This window comes from Halorubrum sodomense, assembly GCF_900111935.1.
GTDB classification, from domain to species: Archaea; Halobacteriota; Halobacteria; order Halobacteriales; family Haloferacaceae; genus Halorubrum; species Halorubrum sodomense.
The window spans coordinates 251,899-268,784 of the sequence record NZ_FOYN01000003.1; the positions used below are offsets into that span (position 1 = coordinate 251,899).

At 71.1% G+C, this 16,886-nt stretch carries 13 protein-coding genes; 7 read left to right on the forward strand and 6 right to left on the reverse strand.

Features of this window, described 5'->3' with window-relative positions; all coding sequences use genetic code 11:
• Positions 1–23 precede the first annotated feature (23 nt).
• Positions 24–917, reverse strand: a complete 894-nt coding sequence (locus BM286_RS10675) for a TrmB family transcriptional regulator (RefSeq protein WP_092921889.1) — start codon at positions 915–917, stop codon at positions 24–26.
• A 396-nt stretch (positions 918–1,313) separates the two neighbouring features.
• Here BM286_RS10675 and aglM point away from each other — a divergent pair, with 396 nt between their 5' ends.
• The gene (gene aglM, locus BM286_RS10680) at positions 1,314–2,636 is read left to right on the forward strand and encodes a UDP-glucose 6-dehydrogenase AglM (RefSeq protein ID WP_092921891.1); all 1,323 of its coding nucleotides are present in this window, start codon (positions 1,314–1,316) and stop codon (positions 2,634–2,636) included.
• A gap of 18 nt (positions 2,637–2,654) precedes the next feature.
• On the opposite strand, the gene glmS is transcribed toward aglM, so the two are convergent.
• Positions 2,655–4,535 (reverse strand): glutamine--fructose-6-phosphate transaminase (isomerizing), encoded by a 1,881-nt coding sequence (glmS, locus tag BM286_RS10685; RefSeq protein WP_092921893.1) that lies wholly within the window; start codon positions 4,533–4,535, stop codon positions 2,655–2,657.
• Positions 4,536–4,537: 2 nt separating this feature from the next.
• The gene (locus BM286_RS10690) at positions 4,538–5,713 is read right to left on the reverse strand and encodes a sugar phosphate nucleotidyltransferase (RefSeq protein ID WP_092921895.1); all 1,176 of its coding nucleotides are present in this window, start codon (positions 5,711–5,713) and stop codon (positions 4,538–4,540) included.
• 92 nt (positions 5,714–5,805) lie between these two features.
• On the opposite strand from BM286_RS10690, the gene BM286_RS10695 reads away from it, so the two are divergent.
• The 3 genes from BM286_RS10695 to BM286_RS10705 all read left to right on the forward strand — a co-directional run bounded on the left by BM286_RS10695 (position 5,806) and on the right by BM286_RS10705 (position 9,454).
• On the forward strand, positions 5,806–6,186 hold the full coding sequence (locus BM286_RS10695; RefSeq protein WP_092921897.1) for a response regulator transcription factor: 381 nt from the start codon (positions 5,806–5,808) through the stop codon (positions 6,184–6,186).
• A gap of 176 nt (positions 6,187–6,362) precedes the next feature.
• Positions 6,363–7,439, forward strand: coding sequence for a HEAT repeat domain-containing protein (locus BM286_RS10700; protein ID WP_092923224.1), 1,077 nt, complete (start codon positions 6,363–6,365; stop codon positions 7,437–7,439).
• Positions 7,436–9,454 (forward strand): glycosyltransferase family 2 protein, encoded by a 2,019-nt coding sequence (locus tag BM286_RS10705; RefSeq protein WP_245779345.1) that lies wholly within the window; start codon positions 7,436–7,438, stop codon positions 9,452–9,454. The genes BM286_RS10700 and BM286_RS10705 overlap by 4 nt, the downstream gene beginning before the upstream one ends.
• Positions 9,455–9,465: 11 nt before the next feature.
• On the opposite strand, the gene BM286_RS10710 is transcribed toward BM286_RS10705, so the two are convergent.
• A complete protein-coding gene (locus BM286_RS10710) occupies positions 9,466–10,629 on the reverse strand; it encodes a GAF domain-containing sensor histidine kinase (protein ID WP_174549004.1) in 1,164 nt (387 codons plus the stop codon).
• Between the two features lie 153 nt (positions 10,630–10,782).
• On the opposite strand from BM286_RS10710, the gene BM286_RS10715 reads away from it, so the two are divergent.
• Positions 10,783–13,008 carry a hypothetical protein gene (locus BM286_RS10715; protein WP_092921899.1) on the forward strand — a complete coding sequence of 742 codons (2,226 nt, stop codon included), beginning with the start codon at positions 10,783–10,785 and terminating at the stop codon, positions 13,006–13,008.
• A 24-nt stretch (positions 13,009–13,032) separates the two neighbouring features.
• Here the strand turns inward: BM286_RS10715 and glmU are convergent, their stop codons facing one another.
• Positions 13,033–14,241, reverse strand: coding sequence for a bifunctional sugar-1-phosphate nucleotidylyltransferase/acetyltransferase (glmU, locus tag BM286_RS10720; protein ID WP_092921901.1), 1,209 nt, complete (start codon positions 14,239–14,241; stop codon positions 13,033–13,035).
• A 128-nt stretch (positions 14,242–14,369) separates the two neighbouring features.
• Here glmU and BM286_RS10725 point away from each other — a divergent pair, with 128 nt between their 5' ends.
• Positions 14,370–14,927 (forward strand): DUF7342 family protein, encoded by a 558-nt coding sequence (locus tag BM286_RS10725; protein ID WP_092921903.1) that lies wholly within the window; start codon positions 14,370–14,372, stop codon positions 14,925–14,927.
• 15 nt (positions 14,928–14,942) lie between these two features.
• Positions 14,943–15,401: a hypothetical protein gene (locus BM286_RS10730; protein WP_092921905.1), complete on the forward strand. Its 459-nt coding sequence runs from the start codon at positions 14,943–14,945 to the stop codon at positions 15,399–15,401.
• On the opposite strand, the gene glmM is transcribed toward BM286_RS10730, so the two are convergent.
• On the reverse strand, positions 15,398–16,738 hold the full coding sequence (gene glmM / locus BM286_RS10735) for a phosphoglucosamine mutase (protein WP_092921908.1): 1,341 nt from the start codon (positions 16,736–16,738) through the stop codon (positions 15,398–15,400). The two genes, BM286_RS10730 and glmM, sit on opposite strands and share 4 nt — an antisense overlap.
• Positions 16,739–16,886: the final 148 nt, after the last annotated feature.

Consider the following 16,886-nt stretch of genomic DNA (forward strand, 5'->3'; position numbering starts at 1 on the left):
CGTGCCGGAGCGACGCGCTCGCGTTACTCGACGGCGTCTCCGTCCGTGGCCGCATCTTGATCGGGGTGGGGATCGGGGTCGGCGGGGATGCTCTCGTGGCGCCACAGCAGGTCGAAGTACTGCCACATCCCCGCCACGAACGACGGGTTCTCCGTGACTGCGGCCTGTCGGTGGTGGTTCGGTACCTCCTCCTGTTCGACCATGAGCAGCCCCTGGCCCGACTCGTACGACAGGCTCGGGTCGACGAACGTCCCGCGCCAGGGCAGCAGGCGGTCGCTGACGCGCACGGAGACCGACGGGAATTCCCCGGCAAGCAGCGTTCGGATTTCCGCCTGTCGCCGGCGGTTTTCCGGCGACAGCGTGTCGGGGTGTAACAACAGGACGTCGACGTCGACGCCGCGGTCGACCGCGTCTCGGATCGCGGGCCGGACGGCGTCGATGTAGCCGAAGCTCTTCGAGAGGACGTACACCGCCTCCTCCGCCTCGCGGAACAGCCGCCGCGTCTCGCGCTCGCTCGGCTCGCCCACGTCGACCACGTGAAACAGGTCCTCCGTCGGGCTGAGCTCGTCGACGCCGCGGTCGCGGACCGGCGCGTACTCGTCGACGAACGCCTCCTCGACGGCTTCGACGTCCTCACGGAACCGCTCGTAGGCGTGTCGCCGGTTCTCGACCGCCCGCTCGGCGATCGCCGCCGGCTCGTGGGGCTCGTACCGCTTCGGACGGCCCGGGATCACCTTCACGTATCCCGCCTCCGAGAGCGCGTCGAGCACGCCGTAAATCCGCGCCTTCGGGATTCCGGTCGCCTCGGCGAGATCCGGCGCCGTCGTTCGCCCCAACAGCAGCAGTTCCTCCAAGGCGTCGGCTTCGTACTCGGTGAGATCGAGCAACGAGAAGAGGTCCTCGCCGGAATCGGCCATGGGCGGTCATCCTCGTTCGCTCCGTAAGTACGTACTGGTGCTGCCGGAACAGTTATTACGTGGGCGCCTATACGGTTACTCAGATCATGAGTAACTCCGATGCCGCTGACGACGCCCACCTCGCCGACGTCCCGGACGGCGCGGGCTGTACGGAGATCTGGGAGCGACTCTCTGAGGGCCGCGACGAGGAGCCGGACGACGAGTAACCCGACCGTTAAAGCGATCTCGCGGAGATCTGTGGCGCGTACTGGCTGTCACTTACTGGGTGTGAGACCGTCTCCTGAGAAGACTCGCAGCGGGACGGCAGCATCGAACCGAACTCCGACACGGAACACAGAATTCCGAGAAATACCGACCAAATAATTCTTGTCGGTGATTGTCGAACCGCTACGTAGAATGGACCTCTCTATCGTCGGCAGCGGCTACGTCGGCACGACGGTCGCCGCCTGCTTCGCCGATTTGGGCCACGACGTGGTGAACGTCGACATCGACGAGTCGGTCGTCGACGCGATTAACGCCGGCGACGCCCCGATTCACGAAGAGGGCCTCTCAGATCTCATCGCCGAACATGCCGGGCCGAACGGCACCGGCCGCCTCCGAGCGACCACCGACTACGCGGCCGTCCGCGACACCGACGTGACCTTCCTCTGTCTCCCCACGCCGCAGAACGACGACGGCAGCATCGACCTGTCGATCATGGAGGCCGGCGCGAGCCAGCTCGGCGAGACGCTCGCCGACAAACCCGACTGGCACACGGTCGTCGTCAAGAGCACGGTCGTGCCCGGCTCGACGGCGGACACGATCACGCCGATCCTCGAAAGCGAGAGCGGCAAGACTGCCGGCGAGGCGTTCGGCGTCGGCATGAACCCCGAGTTCCTCCGCGAGGGGACGGCCGTCCACGACTTCCTCAATCCGGACAAGGTCGTCCTCGGCGCGGACGACGACCGCGCGCTCGAGGACATGCGCGCGGTGTTCGCGCCGCTCGTCGAGGCGGCCGACGCGCCGGTCGTCGAGACCGACACGCGAACCGCCGAGATGATCAAGTACGCCAACAACGGCTTCCTCGCGGCGAAGGTCAGCCTCATCAACGACCTCGGAAACATCTGTAAGGAGCTCGGCGTCGACGCCTACGAGGTCGCGGACGCGATCGGGCTCGACGACCGGATCAGCGAGCGGTTCCTCCAGAGCGGCGTGGGGTGGGGAGGCTCTTGTTTTCCGAAAGATACGCGCGCAATTATCGCCGCCGCGGAGGAGACCGGCTACGAGCCGGCGGTGCTCAACGCCGCGGTCGAGGTCAACGACCGCCAGCCGGCGCGGCTGGTCGAGCTGCTGGCCGACCACCTCGACGACCACCGTGATCGCGGGATCGACGGCGCCGAGATCGCCGTCCTCGGCCTCGCGTTCAAACCCGGCACCGACGACATGCGGAACTCCCGCGCGATTCCGGTGATCGACGACCTCCAAGAACGGGGGGCGACGGTCACCGCCTACGACCCGGTCGCGGCCGACAACGCCCCGGACTACGTCGACGACGTGACGTACGCGGAGTCGGCCGCCGCGGCGCTCGACGGCGCCGACGCGGCGGTCGTCGTCACCGACTGGGACGAGTTCGACGCGCTCGACGAGGAGTTCGACGCGATGGCGACCCCGATCGTCGTCGATGGGCGCCGCATCATCGAGCGCCGCGAGGGGATCACGTACGAAGGGCTGACTTGGTAGGAGAAGGGAACGCCGCGGTTACTCTACCGTCACGCTCTTCGCGAGGTTCCGCGGCTTGTCGATCGATCGTCCCTTGTCGTTGGCCACGTGGTACGCGAACAGCTGGAGGTAGACGTTCGCGACCAGCGGCTCGACGAGTCCCACGTCCGGGACCGGGAGCGACACGTCGAGCGTGCCGTACTCCTCGCCCGCGGACGCGCAGCCGATGGCGGGCGCGCCGCGCGTCTGCGCCTCGGTGACGTTGTTCATCGTCTCGTCGGCGCGCGCGCCGTCGGTCAGGACGGCCAACACGGGCGTGTCGGGCGTTACGAGGGCCAGCGGCCCGTGTTTCAGCTCGCCGGCGGCGAACCCCTCGGCGTGGTCGTAGGAGATCTCCTTGAGCTTCAACGCGCCCTCCAGCGCCACCGGGACGCCGAGCTCCCGGCCGACGAAAAAGAATGCTTCGCTGTCGCCGTACTCGCTCGCGGCCTCGCGAACCGCGTCCTCGTTGTCGAGCACCTGCTGGACCGCGCCGGGGAGGTCGCGGAGCCCCTTCAACACGGGGCGCGCGTCGGCGGCGGCCAGCGCGCCGCGCTCGCGCCCGATCGCCACCGCGAGCATCGTCAGCGTCGCCACCTGCGAGGCGAACGTCTTCGTCGCCGCGACGCCGATCTCGGGGCCGGCACGGATGAACGCGGTGTCGTCCACCTCGCGGGTCACGGTGCTACCGAGGGTGTTCGTCACTGCGAATGTCCGCGCGCCGGCGGCGTTCGCCCGACGGACCGCCCCGAGCGTGTCGGCGGTCTCGCCGCTCTGGGTCACGGCGACGACGAGGGTGCGGTCGGAACTCCGGCCCGCGCCGAACTCGTACTCGCTGGCGATTTCGACGGTCGCGCGCACCCCCGAGAGCTCCTCGAACAGCTGCGCGGCGTACCGCCCGGCGTAGTTGGAGGTGCCGCACGCGACGATCTGGATCTCCTCTAAGTCGGCAAGGAACCCCGGCGGGAACGCGACGTCGAGGTCGACGCCCCCCCCGTCGACGTCGAGCCGCCCCGCGATGGTCTGCCGCAGCGCTTCGGGCTGCTCGTGGATCTCCTTTCGCATGTAGTGTTCGTAGCCGCCCTTCTCGGCGGCGTCGGCCTCCCACGTCACCGTCTCGACGCCGCGCTCGACGCGCTCGCCGTCGGCGTAGATGTCGACGCCGTCGGCCGACAGCGCCGCCACGTCGCCGTCCTCCAGGTAGGTCACCTCCCGGGTGTGTTCGAGGAAGGCCGTCACGTCGCTCGCGACGAACGTCGCGTCCGCGTCGCGCCCCAACACGAGCGGGCTCCCGCGGCGCGCGACGACGATCCGATCGTCGTCCTCGCGGACGGCGCAGATCGCGTAGCTCCCCTCGAGCCGGTCCTCGACGCCCCGGACCGCGTCGAGCAGGTCCGCCTCGGAATCGGCGGCGAGCTCCTCCTCGATCAGGTGCGGGATGACCTCGGTGTCGGTGTCGCTCGTGAACTCGTGGTCGGCCAGCTCGGCCTTGAGCGCCTCGTGGTTCTCGACGATCCCGTTGTGGACGACCGCGACATCGCCGGCGCAGTCCGTGTGCGGGTGAGCGTTGGCGTCGGTCGGCGGGCCGTGCGTGCTCCAGCGCGTGTGGCCGACGCCGAGCGCCGCGTCCGGCACGTCCGGAACGGTGAGGTTATCGACCTCGCCCGACCGCTTCGCGACGGTGAGGCCGCTCGACGCGCCGACGAGCGCAACCCCGGCGGAGTCGTAGCCGCGGTACTCCAAGTTGCGAAGTCCCTCGTGGACGATGTCGCCGACGCCGGCGACCCCGCCGTCGCCCGCGGCGCCGTCGCTGCCCCCCGTGCCGTCGGCGTCGCCGTCCAGCGCGATCCCCTCGCCGATGTATCCGGTGATGCCGCACATGGTTACCCCCTCCGGACGACCGCGCCCGACTCGACGCGACCGTCGATCACGACCCCCGCGTCGGCCGTCACGTCGTCGCCGACGACCGCGCCGTCGGTGAGCGTCGCGCCCGCTCCCACCGACGCGTTGTCCCCGACCACGCCGGCGAGCTCGACGCCGCGGTGGACCGCGTCGCCGACGACGACCGTCGCCGGCCCGCCGGCGATCGTCGCGTTGGGGCCGACCCGCGCGTTGCCGGCGACGATCGCGTCCCGGACCACGGCGCCCGCGCCGATCACGGCGTCGGGGAAGATCACGGCGTTCTCGACGACCGCGCCCGCCTCGACGGTCGCGTTGCTTCCGAGCGCGGTGCTGCCGCCGAGCGTGACGTTCGGCCCGACGCGGACGTTGCCCGCGAGCGCCACGTCGTCGGCGACGGTCACCGACTCACCGAGGCTCGCGCCCGCCGTCTGGGGGGCGGTGGCCTCGTCGACGAGCCCCGCGTTGACGGTCAGCAGGTCCCAGAGGTTCGACACGTCGAGCCAGCGCCCGTCGTACCGGACTGCCGACAGCGGCTCGCTCCCGGCGAGGTCGTCGAGCGTCGCCGTGATCGTCAGCTCGCCGGTCGCGTGCGTCTCGCGGATCGCGTCGAAGACGGCTGGCGAGAAGGCGTACACGCCGGCGTTGATCTGGTTGGTCTCGACCGGGCCCTCCGGCTTCTCGTCGATCGCCGTCACGCGGTCGCCGTCGAGGGTGACGACCCCGTACTCGCGGGGGGTCGCCGCGGACGTGACCGCCATCGCGGGGGCATCGCCGTCGCGCGCCCGGTCGCGCAGCCCCGAGACGATCGACGAGTCCACGATCCGGTCACCGTTGAGCACGACGAACGGGCCGTCGACGACCGGCTCGGCCTGGAGGACGGCGTGGCCGGTGCCGAGCTGGGTGGCCTGTTCGACGTACTCGATCGTGACGCCCCAGTCGTCGCCGTCGCCGAAGTGGTTCCGGATGCGCTCCTGCTCGTAGCCGACGACGAGAACGATTCGGTCGATCGCCGTCTCCGTGACGGCCTCGACGACGTGTTCGAGTAGGGGACGGTTCGCCACGGGGACCATCGGCTTCGGCCGCCGGTTCGTCAGCGGCGCCAACCGCCGGCCCTCGCCCGCGGCGAGGATCACCGCGGTCACGGAGTCGGTTGTCATACAGTCCCCGTCGCCCGCCCGGGTGTTAAATCGCTCGCGCGAGGCCGGGTCGTTGGCGAAGAGTAAAGTAGAGTAAGATGTCTATCTCCCGTGTGTCGAAATCGGCCGTCATCGCGGACGACGACGAGACGATCCGGTCGATCCTCCAGTACAAACTGTCGAACGCGGGCTACGAGCTGACGGTGTGTCACGACGGCGAGGAGTGCCGGCAGGCGCTGAACGGGACCGCCGCGGCCCCCGACGTGGTCGTCCTCGACGTGATGATGCCGCGGATGAAGGGAACCCAGGTGCTGCGGACGATCCGGCGGGGCGACCTCGCCGTCGCCCCCGACGTCCCCGTCGTGATGCTCACCTCGCGCGGTCAGGAGGCGGACGTGTTAGCGGGGCTCGACTCCGGCGCCGACGAGTACCTCACGAAGCCGTTCAGTCCGAACGAGCTGCTGACCCGCATCGACCGACTGGTCGGGAGGTGACCGTGCCGCTCGCGGCCCCGCTCACGGTAGCATCGGCTTACGGCCCGGTTACGGGCCCCCAATCGCAGGTGCTCGCGTTCGCCGTCGTCGTGTTGGGATCGCTGCTGCTTGCGACGGGGCTCGTGACCGTCGGTTACTCGATCCTCGCGGCCCGCCGGCGTCGGCGCCGGGACCCGATGCGCGCCGCGCTCCGCGGCGAGCTGCTCGACCGGCTCTACGGGCGCGACGAGCCCGCGTGGGACGCGTGGGTCGCCGGCCTCTCGGCGGCCGAGCGCGACGAGCTCGAATCCGTCCTCGACGTGTATCTCCGCGAGCTCGACGGCCGCGACGCCGAGCAACTGGCCGGGCTCGGCCGCGCGCTCGGCATCGGCGAGCGGTCGCGCCGCCACGTCGCGGACGGCGGCTACTGGGACCGCAGCCACGCCCTCGTCTGGCTCGCGCTGCTGCGCGACGCCCCCGACCGCGACCTACTCAGGACGCGCTGTACCGAGACGCCGCGCGAGCGCGCCGCGGCCGCCCGGGTACTGTACGCGGCCGGAACGGACGACTGCGCGACGACCGGCGTCGACCTCCTGCTCCGCGACGATCCCGAGCCGTTCTCGGTGTTCGGCGTCGACACGCTGTACCGCGTCGCCGAGCGCGACCCGAACCCGTTCTTCGAGCGGGCGGCAACCGACTTCGCGGCGTGGCCGCCGGCGCTCCAGCGACAGGCGCTGCTCGTCGTCCGCCACCTCACCACCGTTGTCGGCGGCGCCGACCTCTCGTGGGTCGTCGCGGCGCTGTCGAACCCGGATCCGAGCGTGCGGGCGGCCGCGTGGCGGGCGCTGGGCGCGTACGGGTGGAACCGACGGCTCCGCGACGCGGTCGACCTCGACGCGATTCAGGCCGAGCCGGCGCCGGCGGTCCGCGCCGACGCCTATCGGGCCCTCGGCGCGTGGGGCGATGCGGCGGCGCTCGGGGCGCTCGAAGCCGCCGGGACGATTGACCCGGACCCACGCGCGCAGGTCGCCGCGGCCGAGACGCTGGTCGCCCAGCGCGGCCCGGACGCCGCGCCCGCGGCGATCGATCCGCCACGGGCTACCGACCGGACGGCCGACGCCCCGGTTCGCCCCGGTGACGGGGGGGTGCCCGCTACGGAGTGGCCTCCCTTCGGTGTCGCGTGGGACTGGGCGGCCGAACACGCCCGCTTCGACCGGCTGGCTCGCGACATTTCCCGGGACCGCGAGCGGCTGTACGACGAGGTGCGCGGATGACGACGCTGGAGAGCGTCGGGACGACGCTCGTCGTCGGGTCGGGCGTGTTCATCGTCACCTACTACTTGCTGATCAACGTCGGCTACCTGCTGATCCACGTGCTCGCGCTGTTCCAGCTCCGCGACAACGTCCGCGAGTCGGCGTGGAACCCGTCGTTCCGCGCGTTCGACAGCCCGTTCTACCCGGGCGTCGCGATGGTCGTGCCGGCGTACAACGAGGCGGCCAACATCGTCGAGAGCGTGCGCTCGATGCTGGCACTCAACTATCCGGACCAGGAGATCGTCGTCGTCAACGACGGCTCGTCGGACGCCACCCTCGAGCGGCTCGAAGACGCGTTCGGGCTGCGGCCAGTCGACGCCGAGGTCCCCTACGACGTGCCCTCGGAGCCGATCCGCGGGGTGTACCGCTCGGCGACCCACGAGAACCTGCTGGTCGTCGACAAGGAGAACGGCGGCAAAAGCGACGCGCTCAACGCCGGCGTCTGGCTCACCGACAAGGAGCTGTTCTGCGCGGTCGACGCCGACACCGTGATCGACCGCGACGCGCTCCTCGACGTCGTCGCGCCGTTCCTCGAGGAGCCCTCTCGGACAGTCGCCAGCGGCGGGACCATCCGGGTAGCCAACAACTGCGTCGTTCAGGACGGGCAGGTCAAGGAGGTCAACCTCCCGAAGACCGGCCTCGCGGGGGTCCAGGTGATGGAGTACCTGCGCGCGTTCTACTCGGGGAGGCTCGGGCTCGCCCGGCTCAAGGGGCTGATCCTCATCTCCGGCGCGTTCGGCGTGTTCCGGACCGACCGCGTCCGCGAGATCGGCGGCTACCGCCACGACACGATCACCGAGGACTTCGACGTGGTCGTCCGCCTCCACGAACACCTCTCGGACAACGATGTCGACTACCGGATCGAGTTCGTCCCCGAGCCCGTCGCGTGGACGGAGGTACCGGAGACGCTGCGGTCGCTGGGCCGCCAGCGGCGCCGCTGGTACCGCGGGATGTTGGAGACGGTGATCGCGAGTCGCGGCCTCTTCTTCCGCCGGCGCTACGGTCGCGTCGGGACGGTCGTGCTCCCGTTCTTCACCGCGGCGGAGGCGCTCGGGCCACTCATCGAGGGGTTCGGCTACGTGTTGCTCCCGATCGGCTGGTACCTCGGCATCCTCAACGTCGAGTTCTTCCTGACGTTCCTGCTTCTCACCGTCGGGGCCGGCGTGTTCCTCTCGTGGTTCGGCGTGTTCAGCGAGGTGTGGAGCTACAACCGCTACGAGTCGCCGTGGGACGCCGTCAGGCTGCTCTGGTACGGCGTCTTAGAGAACTTCGGCTACCGCCAGTGGAAGACGGTCGTCGCCTGGCACGGCCTGATCGAGTTCCTCCGCGGCGAGCAGTCGTGGGGCGTCATGGAGCGGCGGGGGTTCGGCGACGCAGCGACCGAAGCCGCGGCGGCCGGCGGCGGCGCCGGCCCGGCGGCCGCAGCCGGCGTGGCCACGGACGACCGCGAGGACGCGGGCGACGGCGGCTTCGTCTGGGTAGACCGGCTCGTCGACGAGCCCGGCACCGACGGGCTCCGGTGGCTCGACCGCATCGCGAGCGACGGGCAGCCCGGCGCGTTCGCGTCGGTCGCGGACCTGGCCGTCGGCGTTGGCGACGGGGGGTTCGTCTGGACGACCGACTTCTCCGCGGGCGACGGTGACGGGGGATTCGTCTGGGTGACCGACCCGACGCTCGGCGCGGGCGACGGCGGCTTCGTCCTCGCGGCCGACGACGACGGGAGCGTGCGGTTCGCCGCGACGATGGACTTCTCCCGGGGCGTCGGCGACGGAGGCTTCGTCTGGACGACCGACCCGACGCTCGGCGCGGGCGACGGCGGCTTCGTGTGGACCCGCGACGCCGCGGTCGGCGCCGGGGACGAGGGGTTCGTCTGGGTGGTCGACGCGGTCGACCCGACCGACGCGGCCGACCCGACCGACGCGGCCGACCCGACCGACGCGGCCGACCCGACCGACGCGGCCGACCCGACCGATTAGCCCGGGGGCGATCAGTCCGCGGCCAGCGCCTCGTGGACCGGTTCGGCGGCGTTGACGTCGCTCACGACGAAGCGGGTTCCGTCCGCGTCGCTGTCGACGGCGAGGTCCCAACCGTGCCCCGAGATCACGCGCTGGACGACCAACAGACCGAGTCCGAACGATTTGATGTTGTCCGCGTCGGCCGCGGTGAGCGCGTGTTCGACGTCCGCGGGGAGTCCCGGCCCGTCGTCGCTGACGGCGAAGCCGTGCGAGTCGCCGGTCACCGTCACCGCGACGTCCGGCCCGCCGTGTTCGACGCAGTTGCGGAACAGGTTCTCGAAGAGCCGTTGGAGCCGCATCTCGTCGGCGAGGACGGTCGTCCCAGCTTCGACCTCGACCGACAGGGTCGCGTTCCGGGTCCGGACCGTGTCCCACGCGTCGCGGACGACTCTTTCGAGGTCCACCTGCGTGCGCTCGCCCACGTCCGTCCCTTCCTTCGCCAGCATCAGGCACTCGGCGATCATCGACTCCATGCGGCCGAGCGCGCCCTGGACGCGGTCGAGGAACTCCGACACCTGCCCGCTGACGTGGTCCTGTGCGAGCTCGGTGAACCCGATCGCCCCCGACAGGGGGTTCCGGAGGTCGTGAGCCACGATGCCGGCGAACTCGTCGAGCCGCTCGTTCTGCTCGCGAAGCTCGGCGTAGTGTTTCTGCCGCTCCAGCTCGCTGCCCACCCACTCCGCGAGTATCGAGACGAGGCCGCGCTCCGCGTCCGTGATCGGGTCGTCGCGCGGCTCAGCGTCGGAGAAACACAGCGTCCCGTACATCTCGCCGTCGATGTCGACGGCGGCGCCGACGTAGCAGTGGAGCCCGGTCGTCTCCAGGGCGACGTCGTCGCGGTACTCGCTGTCGGCCGCCTCCGCGAAGCCGAGCGGCTCGCCGCTCTCGACGACGTGGCGACACCACGTCCCGTCGAGATCGACGACGCCGCCCTGCGCATACGGGCCGCTTTCGATGTTCGTCTCGACCACCTCGTACCGGCCGTCGCCGGTGTACGAGAGCACGCCGTTGTCGACGCCGAGGTACTCCCGACCGACGTCGATCGCCTTACGGAGCCGCTCGTCGGTGTCGAGGTCGCTCGAGGTCAGCTGTAACAGGCTCTTGAAGGGGTCCGAACGGACCGTGTCGCGTGACATGGTGAATAATCAGGCCGTTACCGGCGGTAGGGGCGGCCATCTGATAAAAGCGTGAGTTTGGTTCGCACGGTCGCTCCGTCCGAGAAATAGGCTTAACCGTCTCCCCCCGTACGCGACGTTGTGCGCAGACGCCGGTTTCTGGGTCGGGTTGGGGTGGCGGGAGCGGTCGGGACCGCCGGCTGCGGCCTCCGCGGCGACGCCGACGGGTCCGGAGGCGACGGTCCCGGCGCGGGCGAGGGGCCGGACCGCCGGTTCCGCGTCGGCGACGACGGCTTCGAGGTCGCGGTCGACGACGGCGAGTTCGTTCCCGTCTCGGTCCGCGGCGTGAACCTCGGGATGGCCAAGCCCGGCCGGTTTCCCGGCGAGGCGGCGATCACCCGCGCGGAGTACGACCGCTGGCTCGGGATGATGGGCGAGTTGCGCGTCAACGTCGTCCGGGTGTACACCGTCCATCCGCCCGCGTTTTACCGGGCGCTCGCGGCGTACAATCGGTCGCACGCCGAGCCGATCTACGTCCTCCACGGCAACTGGATCGGCGAGGAGACGCTCCGGGAAGCCGGCGACGCGTCCTCGCTGTCGGCCGAGTTCGACCGCTCGATGCGACAGGTCGTCGACGCCGTCCACGGCGCGACGACGATCGAACCCGAGCCCGGGTACGCGAGCGGCACCTACGACGCGGACGTCAGCGACGCCGTCCTCGGGTACGTCGTCGGCATCGAGTGGCCGCCGGCGGTCGTCCGAGAGACGAACCGGACGAACGACGCGACCGGCTACGACGGGGAGTTCCTCGCCGCGCCGGACGCGCCCCCGTTCGAGGCGTGGCTCGCCGCCCGCCTCGACGCCGCCGTCGCGTACGAGGCGAGCGAGTACGACGCCCGGCGCCCGGCGGCGTTCACCAACTGGGTGACTACCGACCCGCTGGAGCACCCGTACGAGCCGTTCGTCAACGAGGACGCGGTCTCCGTCGACCCCGACGCCGTCGTCGCGACCGACGCGTACGACGCTGGGACGTTCGCGGCGTACCACGTCTACCCGTACTACCCGCCGCTGTTGAACGAGACCCCCGAGTACGTGAACTACGTCGACCACCGCGGCGAGCCGAACAGCTACGCGGGCTACCTGAACGACCTCGTCGACGCGACGGACCACCCGCTGCTCGTCGCGGAGTTCGGTGTTCCGTCCTCCCGCGGGATAGCCCAGCGAGACGTTCACGGCCGCGATCAGGGGCGACACACCGAGGCCGAGCAGGGCGAGATACTCGCCGCGATGTACGAGGACATCCGGGAGGCTGACACGGCGGGGGGCGTCGTCTTCAGCTGGCACGACGAGTGGTTCAAGCGGACGTGGAACCTCGCCCCCTTCTCGGACCCGAACCGCCGCCCGTTCTGGTCGAACGTCCAGACCCCGGAACAGCGGTTCGGGCTGCTCGCCTTCGACCCGGCCGACGCGGTGCCGCTCGACGGATCCCCGGGGGCGTGGGCGGACGCGACCGCCGCGACGCCCGATCGCGACCCGCTCCGGCTCGGAGACGGTGCGGACGCGGCGCACGAACTGACGGCGGTCCGCGTCGCGAGCGATGCGGCGTACCTCAACGTCCGGCTCGAACTCGCGGACCTCGACGGTGGGCCGGACTGGGACGCGACCAACTACCTCCTCGCGCTCGGGACGACCGACTCCGGCGCGCGGCCGCTCCCGTACGAGGCCGGCGCGGCGGCGCCCGCCGACTTCGTCGTCCGCCTCGGCGGCCCGGACCGCTCCCGGGTGACCGTCCACCCGCGCTACGACGCCTTCGCGTACGAGTACGGCGCCGGGGCGGGCCTCGACCTCGACCGCTACCGGGACCCGGAGCCCGGCGAGTTCGCGCCGCTGCGGCTGGTGATCAACCGCGGCTACACCGTGCCGGTGACGGACGAGTACGTCCCGTTCGAGTCGGTGGAGACGGGGCGGCTCAGATACGGGAACGGCAACCCCGAGTCGCCGGACTACGACTCGCTCGCCGACGTCCACGTCTCGCCGTCGAACGACGCGATCGAGGTCCGCCTCCCGTGGGCGCTGCTCAACGTCGCCGACCCGAGCCGCCGGCGCCGGCTCGGCGACTTCTGGACGGAGGGGCTCGACGCCTACGAGACGTTCGAGTCGATCGACGTCGCCGCGGCCTCGTACGTCCCCGCCGACGGGACGGCCGACGGCGGGACGGCGCGACCGCTCGACGCCGCGACGAACCTCGCCCACGCGGTCCCGGGCGGGTCGGACGGCGCCCTACGATCTCTCGAGTTCGTCCCGCCGACGTGGGATCGACCGGCGTACACGGAGCGGCTCAAGGAGTCGGCCGACGCGGTCGCCGACGTCTTCGACCGGTACGCGCGGCGAGGGGACTGAGCCCACTCCGGCGTCGCCCGCACGCTACTCCGAGAGCCGGTCGCGCGTCAGCGCCTCGCCGGGACCGGTCGTCTCGTCGGCGCCCAGCACGACACCGGCGTTCAGCGAGGTGTTAATCCCGGTCTTCGCGCCGTCGCCGACGATCGCGCCGAGCTTCCGGCGACCGGTGTCGACGCGGTCGCCCTTCACGGTCAGTCGGACGTTCTCGCCGTCGTGCCGGAGGTTCGCGACGTTCGTCCCCGCGCCGAAGTTCACCCCCCGACCGAGCACGGAGTCGCCGACGTACGAGAGGTGGCCGACCGAGGCGTCGGCCATCAGCACCGAGTTCTTCACCTCGACCGAGTGGCCGACGTGGGCGTCGGGGCCCACGACGGTCGGGCCGCGAATATAGGCGTTCGGCCCCACGTCTGCGCCCTCGCGGATCAGCGCCGGCCCCTCGACGTAGGCGCCCGAGCGGACCCGCGCTCCCTCCTCGACGATGACCGGCCCGTGAAGGTGAACGTCCTCCTCGACGGTCCCGGCGAGCTCACGCTCGTCGTCGAGTTCGTCGAGCGCCAGCTCGTTCGCTTCGAGGAGTTCCCACGGTCGGCCCACGTCGAGCCAGGTGCCGTCGTACCGCGCCACGTCGATCCGCCGGCCGTCGCCGAGCAGGAGGTCGATCGTCGTCGTGATCTCGTACTCGCCGCGCTCGCTCTCGGGCGTGCGGTCGATGTACTCGAACACCTCCGGCTCGAACGCGTAACAGCCGACGTTCGCGAGGTTCGTCGGCGGGTCGTCGGGCTTCTCGACGATCCCCGCGAGCGACCCGTCGGCCGCGGTCGAGAGCACGCCGTACGCCCGCGGGTCCGGAACCTCGGTGGCGGCGACGGCCGTCCCGCCCACCTCCGCGAGCGCCCGCGGGAGCGACGCGTCCACGACCACGTCGCCGTTGAGCACGAGGAAGTCGTCGTCGACGACGGGTTCCGCCTGCGCCACGGCGTGGGCGGTGCCCAGCGCCTCCGCCTGCTCGACGAAGTGGACCGGCCGGTCGCGGTACGTCTCGCCGATCGCCTCGCGGATTTCCTCGCCGCGGTATCCGGTCACGACGACGAACTCGTCGACCACCTCTCGGGCCGTGTCGAACACCCGTTCCAGCAGCGACCGATCTCCGACCGGGAGGAGCGGTTTCGGGCGTCGGTCCGTCAGCGGTCGCATCCGGGTCCCGCGGCCGGCCGCGAGCACGACTCCGTACATGGACGGGCCGACGGCGGGGCGGGGTTTAGCCGCTGCGGTCGGTGCGGTCGCCGGGGCCGAATACATAGTAATAGTTGTTATATCTCTGCTACCAAAGATATATGTCTCTTACACCGCGACTAGATGGTATGTCGAACGACACCGCCGCCGACTCGTCGTCGCACGGAGACCGCGAGGCCCGGCGTCGATGGAAAGACGACCGGACCACGTTTCAGCGGGTGTACGACGTGATGACCGGCGTGACCGAACCCGCGTCGGCGAGCGAGGTCGCCGATCGCGCGGCGTGTTCGCCCGACGGCGCGCGAAACGCGCTCACTCAGCTGGCCGAGCTGGGCATCGTCGACCGGCGCGGGAGTCGTCCCGCCGAGTACCGCCGCAACGAGTCGTACTTCGAGTGGAAGCGCGTCGAGACGCTGGCCGACGACCACACCGCCGCGGCGCTCCGCGAGCGCTTAGACGACCTCCTCGCGGAGGACGCCGACCTTCAGGAGTCGTTCGGCGTTCCGGACCCGGACGCCGTCTCGGTCGCGCCGGTCGAAGGCGGCGACCACGCGGCGGTCCACGACCGGCTCGAGTCGCTGTCGCGGTGGCGCACGGTGCGGCACGACATCGAACTCCTCCAGCGAGCCGTCTCGCGGGCCCAGGCGCGCGGCCGCGACGAGACCGATCTCGGCGCGTCGGCCTGAGGCGTCCCGAGCCACATGTCGGACGATGACGACGACGCCGAGACCGCGGCAGACAGCGGTCGGCTCGACCGGACGACGATGGAAACCATCGGGCCCCGGGCGGAGACACACCCGCTAGTCGAGTCCTGGCGGTTCGAGCCGGATCGGATCGCTCCCCGATCGCTGGTGCTCACGCTGGACGCGACCGCGTATCCGTCCGCCGTCGACGCCGCCCGGATCGACGTCCACTGGTTCGTGACGGGCGACTACTACTTTCATTACGTCGAAGAACGGAGCCCGTCTCGGTTCCAGTGCCGTTGGGACCGCCACCCGAAGACCGACGCGACGAGGAACCACTTCCACCCGCCGCCGGACGCGAACGGCGTCGAACCGTCACCGCTCGGCGACCACCACCTCGACGTCCTGTTTTCGGTTCTCGACTGGGTCGCCGAGCGCGTGGAACGACGCCACGACGAGTCGGACCGCCCCGCCTAAGACGCGTCCGCAGCGGCCCGCTCGACGAGGTCTCGCGCGGTCTCGAAGAGCGCGTCGGTGTCGTCCGCCTCGCGCGCTTCGGCCGTGATCCGGACGAGCGGCTCCGTCCCGCTGGCGCGCACGAGGAACCAGCCAGCCTCCGTCTCCACGCGGATCCCGTCGAGCGTCGAGACGTCGTCGTACTCCGCGACCGCGACCTCGCCGACGCGCTCGACGATCGCTCGCTTCGCCTCGGTCCGCACCGAGTCGCGCCGGATCGGGTAGTCGGGGAGGTCGTCGACGAGCGCCGCGAGCGACCCCTCCGCGTCAACGAGCGCGGTCAACACGCAGGCCGCGAGCGGGCCGTCGGGACAGAGCGTCCGCTCGGGCCAGATCCACGCGCCGCTCGGCTCGCCGCCGAAGGCGACGCCCGGCTTCGACGCCTCCGCGGCGACGAACGCGTCACCGACGGGCGTGTAGGTCACGTCTGCGTTGACCGCCGCGAGCGCGTCCGCGACGAGGAGGCTCGTGTCGACCGGGACCGCCACGCGGTCGCCCGGACCGGCCTCGCGCCGCGCGAACAGCGCGAGCAGCGCGTCGCCGGAGACGAACCGCCCGCGCTCGTCGATCGCCATCATGCGGTCGGCGTCGCCGTCGTGGACGAGTCCCAGGTCGGCGTCGGTCGCCGCCACGACCTCGCAGGCGGTCTCGCAGTTCGCCGCGGTCGGCTCGCTCGGGCGGCCGGGGAACCGGCCGTCGCGCTGGCCGTTGAGCGTCTCGACGTCGCAGCCGGCGGCGTGGAGCGCGTCGGCGGTGACGCGGCCGACCCCGTTGCCGAGGTCGACGACGACCGAGAGGTCGTCCGGGAGCGGGACGGTCTCGCGGAGCGCACGCTCGTGAAGGCGTCGGGCGTCGCCGCCCGCGACCGCGTCGCGCCGCTCGACCGTGCCGATCGCGTCGTGGCCCGCGAAGTCGAACGACTCCGTCTCGACGATTTCGGTAATCCGGTCGTTGCGTTCCTCGTCGAACGCGCGCCCGTCGGCCGCCCAGAGCTTGATCCCGTTGTCGGGCGCCGGGTTGTGCGAGGCGGTGACGACGACGCCGGCGTCGGCGCCCTCGCGGACGACCGCCCGCGCCACCGTGGGCGTCGCCTCGACGCCGACGTCGACGACGTCGGCCCCGCACTCGGTGAGCCCGGCGAGGAGCGCCCGAGCGAGCATCCGCCCGCTGTCGCGAGCGTCGCGCCCCACCACGACCGTCGCCGCGCCGTCCGTCGCGAGCGCGCGCCCCACGTCGAGCGCGAGGTCCGCGGTCACCGTCTCGCCGACCGGCCCGCGAACGCCGCTGGTTCCGAACATACCTGCTCATTGCCGGCCTCCGCAAAGACGATTCGGGATAGCAGTCGGCCACCCGTCGCGACCGCTGCGGTTTCGGTCAGGTCTCCTCCGAATCGGAGCGACCGTCGCCGGGTCGCTCTGTGTCGACCTCAAACGGAACAGCCGATTC